The sequence below is a fragment of the Bacillus sp. MYb209 genome (genome assembly GCF_002975175.1).
Classification (GTDB): Bacteria; Bacillota; Bacilli; order Bacillales; family Bacillaceae_G; genus Bacillus_A.
In genome coordinates this window covers 1-7,142 of record NZ_PCNZ01000074.1, presented here as the reverse complement: position 1 = coordinate 7,142, position 7,142 = coordinate 1, and the positions used below count along the sequence as shown (strand labels likewise).

Annotated in this window: 9 protein-coding genes; 5 read left to right on the top strand and 4 right to left on the bottom strand. The window is 31.9% G+C overall.

Translation table 11 applies throughout. The features are described from left to right. Positions 1–549 (top strand): transposase (locus CQZ94_RS29770; protein ID WP_142395968.1); only part of this gene is annotated, 549 nt, incomplete at its 5' end. Between the two features lie 244 nt (positions 550–793). On the opposite strand, the gene CQZ94_RS29765 is transcribed toward CQZ94_RS29770, so the two are convergent. Continuing rightward, positions 794–1,795 (bottom strand): helix-turn-helix domain-containing protein, encoded by a 1,002-nt coding sequence (locus CQZ94_RS29765; RefSeq protein ID WP_105588315.1) that lies wholly within the window; start codon positions 1,793–1,795, stop codon positions 794–796. 403 nt (positions 1,796–2,198) lie between these two features. On the opposite strand from CQZ94_RS29765, the gene CQZ94_RS29760 reads away from it, so the two are divergent. Next, positions 2,199–3,371, top strand: coding sequence for a tyrosine-type recombinase/integrase (locus CQZ94_RS29760; protein ID WP_105588314.1), 1,173 nt, complete (start codon positions 2,199–2,201; stop codon positions 3,369–3,371). An 83-nt stretch (positions 3,372–3,454) separates the two neighbouring features. Further along, positions 3,455–3,673: an alpha/beta-type small acid-soluble spore protein gene (locus CQZ94_RS29755; RefSeq protein WP_070147085.1), complete on the top strand. Its 219-nt coding sequence runs from the start codon at positions 3,455–3,457 to the stop codon at positions 3,671–3,673. Between the two features lie 287 nt (positions 3,674–3,960). Here CQZ94_RS29755 and CQZ94_RS29750 read toward each other — a convergent pair whose 3' ends face one another. After that, on the bottom strand, positions 3,961–4,803 hold the full coding sequence (locus CQZ94_RS29750; RefSeq protein WP_105588313.1) for an SDR family oxidoreductase: 843 nt from the start codon (positions 4,801–4,803) through the stop codon (positions 3,961–3,963). Positions 4,804–5,172: 369 nt separating this feature from the next. Between CQZ94_RS29750 and CQZ94_RS29745 the strand changes: the two genes are divergently transcribed. Beyond that, positions 5,173–5,478 carry a DUF6442 family protein gene (locus tag CQZ94_RS29745; protein WP_105588316.1) on the top strand — a complete coding sequence of 102 codons (306 nt, stop codon included), beginning with the start codon at positions 5,173–5,175 and terminating at the stop codon, positions 5,476–5,478. A 3-nt stretch (positions 5,479–5,481) separates the two neighbouring features. Continuing rightward, positions 5,482–5,688: a helix-turn-helix transcriptional regulator gene (locus CQZ94_RS29740; RefSeq protein ID WP_000651002.1), complete on the top strand. Its 207-nt coding sequence runs from the start codon at positions 5,482–5,484 to the stop codon at positions 5,686–5,688. 176 nt (positions 5,689–5,864) lie between these two features. Here CQZ94_RS29740 and CQZ94_RS29735 read toward each other — a convergent pair whose 3' ends face one another. Next, positions 5,865–6,539: a hypothetical protein gene (locus CQZ94_RS29735; protein ID WP_105588312.1), complete on the bottom strand. Its 675-nt coding sequence runs from the start codon at positions 6,537–6,539 to the stop codon at positions 5,865–5,867. Continuing rightward, complete coding sequence (locus CQZ94_RS29730; RefSeq protein WP_002191906.1) at positions 6,526–6,861, bottom strand: PadR family transcriptional regulator; 336 nt, start codon at positions 6,859–6,861, stop codon at positions 6,526–6,528. Before CQZ94_RS29730 ends, CQZ94_RS29735 begins: the two co-directional genes overlap by 14 nt. Positions 6,862–7,142: the final 281 nt, after the last annotated feature.

Genomic DNA, 7,142 nt, shown 5'->3' with positions numbered 1-7,142 from the left:
CAACAAAAACGATTACAAGATCAAACTGTAAGAGAAAAAAAGAAAGGAATGAAGTATTCTCCTCGTAGTAAACGACTCAGTGGTATCAATGTATATATGACAAACACCCCTACAGATATTGTCCCGATGGGACATGACTGGTATTCTTTGCGTTGGCAAATTGAAATTTTATTTAAAACGTGGAAGTCATTCTTTCAAATTCATCATTGTAAAAAGATAAAACCAGAACGATTGGAGTGCCATTTATATGGTCAGTTGATTGCCATTCTACTCTGTTCTTCTATCATGTTTCAGATGCGCCAATTGCTCCTCATGAAGAAAAAACGAGAGCTTAGTGAGTATAAAGCCATATATATGATTAAAGACTATTTTCTTCTTCTATTCCAAACTATACAAAAAAACATCCAAGAGTTATCAAAGGTGTTACTTCGCCTGTTCAATCTCCTACAGCAAAACGGGCGGAAATCTCATCGATATGAGAAAAAAACGGTCTTTGATATATTAGGTGTCGTTTACAATTGTACCATGTCTGATAATCAAGCCGCTTAATTCAAAAAAGTGAAACCCGTTAGGGTTTATTTCGTATGCAAATCTTTTAATCATCTACACTTGCCCTTTAGAAAAAAGAAACAATCTCGCTTAAAATTGACTTTGCATAAGCTTAGCTTGATAGCGATGTGGTGGTACCCCTTATATAGATAATTAATGTATAGAAAAGAATGAAGATTAAATTGAGCAATTTAAAAAGCGTAGAAAGGTTTAATTTCTACGCTTTTTCTAATTGATAACAAATTTATTGCTGTTCTAAATTTGTTATATAAGATTTTACTGCTTGCAATAAGAATTCTTCCTGTCTCATACCAGCATCCGCAGCCATTTGAATTACTTTTTGTTTAAATTCATGATCTGCATGAAAAGTTAATGGCTCTACATTACTTTTAAAATAAATCCCATCTAGATGTGGAAGTATTGAACCGGATTTCATATGAGAATGTAAGTATTTAATCTCTTCTTGAAATTGCAATGGCTCTACTTGTAATACGAAGGGTTTAATTTCTAATTTGATATTATCTGATGTAATAGTCAATCGCATATTTGTGACACCAAGCTCTTTATAAAATAAGTTTATTAGATTGTAAGTGATGGAATTAAGTAGTTGAGGTTTTTTAAATGAAAATGATAAATACCCTCGTTTCGTAATTACAGCTTGTTTTTGGAACGGTTCAAAGGAATAATCATGCTCCTTATAGGTGGATATTGGGAAAATTTCTTCATCCTCTGTAAGAATCTTTCCATCTGCTCCATTGATTTCTATTACCCTAGCTGTTTTTCCGGTATGTTGATGTGTTAATAATTGATATAAATATATATCTTCATCTTGAATCTTAGTAATGAATGTTTTTCGCTCTTTTGTTGTAGTTTTTTCATAATCAAGCTGGAAAGATTCTAGGTCTTCTTTATCAATGACATATACTTGTTTCCCACGCTTTTCTATCCTTGAAGCAGGTAATTTTCCAGATTTGATGTATGTAAAAATAGTAGATGGTGCTACATTGAGAATTTCAGCTACTTCTTTTGTACTAAGTCCTTTAACCTCTTCATTATTTTTTAAGCGCTCAATATCCTCCAAATAGAAAATTTTACTACCGAATTGTTTCCAATTATTTTTATATACACATTCTATTAATCCATCTTTTTCTTTCTTTAATATTGTCTGTACCGTTACTCCTAATAAGTCCGCTGCCTCTTTTGTCGTTACAGTAGGTTTTGTAATAAACAATAAATCTTGTGTCATGAAAGGATACCTCCTTAATTATTGTTTGCTAATATTTTAGATATGTATATATCATATCAGAATCTGATTTATATTTAAAATAAGAAATAGATTTTATGAAACATCATATACATTTTTATAGTTTATAAATATTTATAATTTGTTTTATATTTTAATCAATGATTATCATGAATTTTATTGTATGTGTGATATAAAATTTATTACATTTGCTATTAAATAATATCTATTTACTAATAAATTATAAAAAAATATAGTTATAGGTAAATAGAGAAGAATGTAGCATTCTTACAGAAAGAATATGAGTTTTTATTTGTATAATTGATATAAGTGAAATAAAATAAATAGTATAGTTAATAATGAGAATTGTATTCATAATCTTCAATAGGAGAGGTGAAGTTGAAATATGGATAAGAAAAAAAGAATAGAAGATTTACCTATTATAAATAATAAAAGTGAATTTATAGATACATATTTAGAGAATATAAGAGATATCGTTCCATTCTTGCATAACAATCGTTATGTAGATAAGGTGGAAGAGAAAATGGAGATAGCTGAAAAAGAGGGAAAGAGTAAATATACGTATTTAAGTGACTTGGAAGTAATTTATCATTTCGTACATTTACAAAAAGATATGGATGAGAAGAAGAATAGAAAAGAGGATACGAAAAAGGGTTATGTGTCTGAAATCTTATCATTTTGTCAGTGCATGGTGCAGCATGCAGAAGAGTTCGAATTGAATGGGGAAGAGGTACAGCAAAATGCTTCTTTATTAAAAACATTGCAACCTTGGCATATTCGTAAATATAATTCCTGGTTGAAAAAGGTAGAGAACGGTAGGAATGGTGACACATATGCAGTCGCAACACTTGCAAAGAAAACAGTGCTTATTCGTTCGTTTTTAAAACACCTTCATGTATTTGCTTATATCGAAAAACCTCTTCATGAAGAACTGCAGCGCGCAAATGTAAATGAACAGGACCGGCCAAATCGGGACCTATCTTATGATGAAGTTATGAAAATCTTAGGTTTTTATAAAGAAAGAGGGCATTTAGTAAACTATACAATTTTACTAGCTCTGGCAAGTACGGGTGCAAGAATTCAAGAATTGTGTACAGCAAGGGTCAAAGATTTACACTATGACGGAAAGCACTGGTTAAAAGTAACGGGCAAAGGGGATAAAGTGCGTGAACTTTTCATTTCGGAACATATGTATCAGTGTATTTGTGAAATGAGACGAAGAAGAGGGTTCCAAACTGTATTGGATCAAGGAGATGAAAGTCCTTTATTTGTAAATCAAAGGGGTAACTTTTATAATTCAAAAACGTTATCGAATCAGGTAACAGATATGATAAAAAAGACAAATTTAGAGTTTCTGCAGTATCGTGAGAATCCAGTAACGGCGCATACATTCCGTCATGCTTTTGCAATCATGGCAGTTGAACAAGGAAATGCAGATCTATATCATTTAATGCAAACGCTGGGGCATGAAAATATCCAAACAACAAAAATCTATTTAGAGAAGCATATGAAACGGAAGAATAATGTAGGTACTTCCTTTGCGGATATGTTGCAATGAATAAAATAGAAGAAAATAGTTAACTCATGTATAAATATCAAAATTAAGCACATGTTATATACAAATATAATGGAGGTGCAATGATGAATATTCAAAGACACGAAAATAATGCAAATGAAGTTCTTATTTCAGTTGCTGCAAGTGCTATTGAGCAAATGAAGTATGAAATTGCTCGCGAATTAGGAGTCACACTTGGACCTGATACATCATCGCGTGCAAATGGTTCTGTCGGTGGAGAAATTACAAAACGCTTAGTTCGAATGGCCGAGGAACAATTAACAGGAGAATATAGATTACACTAAGTTAAAGAAGTAATAAAAAAAGAATCCATTTTAAAAAAATGGATTCTTTTTCTTTTTTTACATAAACTTCAAAATAATGATTGTGAATCTAAAAAAATGACCTCTTAGATTTCTTTGTAAGCATTTTGAAAATTCACATCAATGCCATAGGTATCGATGTGAATTAAATCTTATATGAGTGGTTACAGGGTGGTTAAACGGTATTTTGTTTTTTTTGTAATTTTAATTCCATAATACTTAAGCCAATATAATACAAATTCATTTATAAGTAATTTTTTGTTAAATAGTTAACCGTTTATAATTTCCCCACCATTCACGTGCAGAATTTGTCCTGATATGTAAGATGCATCTTCGGATGCCAAGAATACATAAGCAGGTGCCACTTCAAACGGTTGACCGGCTCGCTTCATAGGAACATGGTCTCCAAATGTGGCAAGCCATTCTGGAGGCAAGGAAGATGGAATTAATGGAGTCCAAATTGGTCCTGGGGCCACACCATTAACTCGGATCCCTTGCGGTGCCAGTGACGATGACAGCGAACGTGTAAAGGAAACAATGGCTCCTTTAGATGCCGCGTAGTCAATTGCATCTTGATCTCCATGATAGGCACTAAGGGATGTTGTATTTATTATGGAGCTCCCTGAATTCATATATGGCAAAGCAGCTTTCGTCAAAATAAACTGAGAAAAAACATTTGTGTGAAAGGTACTTGTTCGTTGGTTAGAATCTACATCAAGTAGACTGTTCCTTATGTATAGTACACCGGCATTATTCACCAAAATGTCAATACGACCAAATTGGTGAATTGTTTGCATTACTGCTTGTTGGCAATGATGCTCATACCCAATATCACCTGGAATGGTAATGCAACTACGGCCATACTTTTTAACATAGAACTCCGTTTCTTTTGCATCACTATGCTCATTTAGGTATGAAATTGCTATGTCTGCACCCTCTTTCGCGAAGGCTACAGCGACAGCCCTCCCAATTCCACTATCCCCACCAGTTATAAGCGCTACCTTATTTATAAGTTTACCGGCTGGTTTGTAATTGGGATTATCAAATATAGGTCTAGGTATCATTAATGATTCAATGCCAGGTTTACTTTGTTGTTGAGGCGGGAAACCCATCACATTCACCCCTTTTGGAATTTTCCTATAATAAATGAAATTCTGATATAGGTTATGATTATCATCAGGAAAATATATCCTTACCAAAGAATTAAATAGAGGAAGTGAAGGGGGATTTACTCCATCAAGGTGTAATATCATTTCCTGTTATTTGTAAAAAGGTATTAATTTTTCCCTTTAGGGATAGCACCACATCGCTATCAAGCTAAGATTCTTAATTACCCCCAGAATGAAAATTTTATATCTATACAAATTGTATTACTATGCACCTTAAAGACAAGTTTTATTATCATTATGACAAGTTAACTTGTCATAATGATAATAAAACTGTACAATAAAAATATAATTAATAAGGGGTGGTTACTAATGATGCAAAAAGAAGAGATATTAAGAAAATACAAAAGAATGGGGAGAGATGAACGTAAAGAACTTATAGAATTAGATTCATCTAGTTACGGTTTAATAGCTGTGCTTGTTTTAGTCCTATTTTTTAGTTCTTGGAAATTGATGCATGGTATTAAAAGTTACGAATTAATTTCAATTTTTTCTGGTTATATAGCTAGTACAAGCTTTTATAAGTTTAAAAAATTGAAAGCACAAAAATTTCTTATTGCAAGCATTTTAGCAATAATGAGTACAATTGCAAGTGCCATAGCTTTCTTTCTGGAGGGATGATAATTGAAAGATGAATTAGTACTGCAAAATCGTTTGAAAGTAGCAAGAGCTGAGAAAAAAATATCACAGGGAGAATTAGCTGAAATGGTAGGAGTATCTAGGCAAACAATTAGTTCTATTGAAACAGGACAATTTTGTCCAACTGCAAAGTTAGCATTAGTACTTTGTATAGCACTAGATAAAAAATTTGAAGAATTATTTTATTTTTGATTAATTGGTGTACTGGGAGTTAAAACAAATCCCTATCAATCTAGTTTTTTATTATCCCTAAAGCAAAAAATACGCCATCCTTTCCTATGAGTCTACAGAAAGAATAGCGTATTTTTTCATTTTAAGAAAATTTAATTTTGTTAGCTTTATAGCGATATATGTGCTCTTTAAATAAGTTATTGGAATCTTGATGCTTTAAATAAAAATTTATATAAAATATAGAAAAATAGAGCTATCAAGGCACCTTGCCATAAACTTAAGTTATAAGAAAGATAAGGGTATTTTTTAAAATACATATGTAATAATACTGATATTCCAAATGGAATAGAAATTGATAATACAAATATAATTCGGCTCTTCCAATTCATTATGAATTTAAACGAGAATCCTTTCATTACATATAAAATAATATAAAGACCTCCAATAAGAATTATGACAGATAGTGTGGTTTCCAGAATATCAAATGACACACCTTCAGTTGGATAGTTTTTTTGAAAAAACGAAGTTATTACAGCGGATATCGTATCTACTCCAAATTGAATAGCAAGTAGTAAACTAATAATAAAACCAATTGTTGAAAATTTTTCAAACATTGGTTGTTGAGGTAATGCGGCAATTAATTCGTCACAATACGCTGGAAGATCCTCCCCAAATACATCATAAGCATTTTTCCCTTCTTTTTGAGATTCAAGAAGGTGGTCTAAAATCTCCAATAATAGTTCTTCTGATTGCCTTTCAGGAACATTTGAACAGCGAATATACACTAACATATTTCCATAAGCTAGTTCATTTTCTTCTGTTAGTAGCTTTCTTTTTTCATTATTCATTTTAGCCATTTCATCTGGTTTCATTTTGTTTTTCCCCTCCTAGTAACCGATTTACAGTTGTTGATACCATATCCCAACTTTCCTTAAATACCTCTAATTGTTCTAATCCCTTCTTTGTTAAATGATAATACTTACGTTTAGGTCCTAGATTAGAGGTTTTCAAAGTTCCTTCGATTAACTTTTCTTTTTGCATACGCAATAAAAGTGGATAAATACTGCCCTCACTTACAAACGTAAAGCCATATTGATTCAATTTGGTACTTAGTTCATAACCGTATACTTCTTCTTGTGAGATGATATATAAAATACAGCCTTCTAATACACCTTTTAGCATTTGGCTATGCATCGATTCATCTCCTTTCAGTAGATTGCTATGCAAGTTAGTATGTAGTTAGAGTGTAACATCAGGTAACTTGCTTTGCAAGTCACCTGTTAGTCTTTTAATAAAGAATAAAAAAATCCCTAACAATTCTTTTGGATATTGTTAGGGATTTTTTCTATTTATGTTTTGTATTACTCCACAATGTCAGCAAATTAAAAATTGCATGGTTTCCTAAAATGAAAAAATACGCTATTCTTTCTGTAGAATCATAGGAAAGGATGGCGTTTTTTATGTCTGTTTCTGTG

What these genes read in the sequence shown, in the direction of transcription:
- CQZ94_RS29765 (WP_105588315.1), bottom strand. Translation starts at nt 1,795, where the DNA reads ATGACACAAGATTTATTGTTTATTACAAAACCTACTGTAACGACAAAA.
- CQZ94_RS29760 (WP_105588314.1), top strand. Translation starts at nt 2,199, where the DNA reads ATGGATAAGAAAAAAAGAATAGAAGATTTACCTATTATAAATAATAAA.
- CQZ94_RS29755 (WP_070147085.1), top strand. Translation starts at nt 3,455, where the DNA reads ATGAATATTCAAAGACACGAAAATAATGCAAATGAAGTTCTTATTTCA.
- CQZ94_RS29750 (WP_105588313.1), bottom strand. Translation starts at nt 4,803, where the DNA reads ATGGGTTTCCCGCCTCAACAACAAAGTAAACCTGGCATTGAATCATTA.
- CQZ94_RS29745 (WP_105588316.1), top strand. Translation starts at nt 5,173, where the DNA reads ATGCAAAAAGAAGAGATATTAAGAAAATACAAAAGAATGGGGAGAGAT.
- CQZ94_RS29735 (WP_105588312.1), bottom strand. Translation starts at nt 6,539, where the DNA reads ATGAAACCAGATGAAATGGCTAAAATGAATAATGAAAAAAGAAAGCTA.
- CQZ94_RS29730 (WP_002191906.1), bottom strand. Translation starts at nt 6,861, where the DNA reads ATGCATAGCCAAATGCTAAAAGGTGTATTAGAAGGCTGTATTTTATAT.